This window comes from Vibrio sp. 1401, assembly GCF_033340295.1.
On sequence record NZ_JAWOWF010000434.1, the window covers coordinates 1 to 657 of the forward strand.

The 657-nt window shown below is 46.0% G+C and carries 1 protein-coding gene and 1 pseudogene; both read left to right on the plus strand.

The annotated features are described in order from the left end of the window. Window positions 1-250, plus strand: a pseudogene (gene gidA / locus R7Z77_RS26075) (tRNA uridine-5-carboxymethylaminomethyl(34) synthesis enzyme MnmG); the annotation flags it as partial. Then, window positions 250-657 (plus strand): 16S rRNA (guanine(527)-N(7))-methyltransferase RsmG (gene rsmG, locus R7Z77_RS26080; protein WP_318137142.1); only part of this gene is annotated, 408 nt, incomplete at its 3' end. The pseudogene gidA and the gene rsmG, both read left to right, overlap by 1 nt.

Here is a 657-nt window from a genome sequence, read left to right on the forward strand (position 1 = left end):
CGGTTACATCAAGCGTCAGCAGGAAGAGATCGAAAAATCACTTCGCCACGAACACACAAAACTGCCTGCGGATTTGGATTACAAAGACGTAAAAGGTTTGTCGAACGAAGTGGTTGCGAAACTGAGCGAAGCCAAACCGGAAAGTATTGGCATTGCTTCGCGTATTTCCGGCATTACGCCTGCAGCGATTTCAATTCTTCTTGTGCATCTGAAGAAGCACGGCTTACTGAAAAAAGGCGAGGAAGAGTAATGAGTGCACTACGAACCAAGCTTGATTCACTGATTGCACAGACCGATTTAGACGTTTCAGAAAAACAACGAGAGCAGTTAGTCGGTTATGTCGAGCTGCTCGATAAGTGGAACAAAGCGTACAACCTAACTTCGGTTCGCGATCCTTTAGAGATGTTAGTGAAACATATCCTTGATAGCATCGTGGTCGGCACGCATCTGCAAGGTGAACGTTTTATCGATGTGGGCACTGGCCCAGGATTGCCAGGTATTCCTTTGGCGATCATGCATCCGGAGAAAACGTTCTTTCTGCTCGATAGCCTCGGTAAGCGCATCCGTTTTATCAAGCAAGTTGTCCACACGTTAGGTTTGAAAAACGTGACACCAATTCAAAGTCGCGTCGAAGAATTCCAACCTGAAGAAAAATTT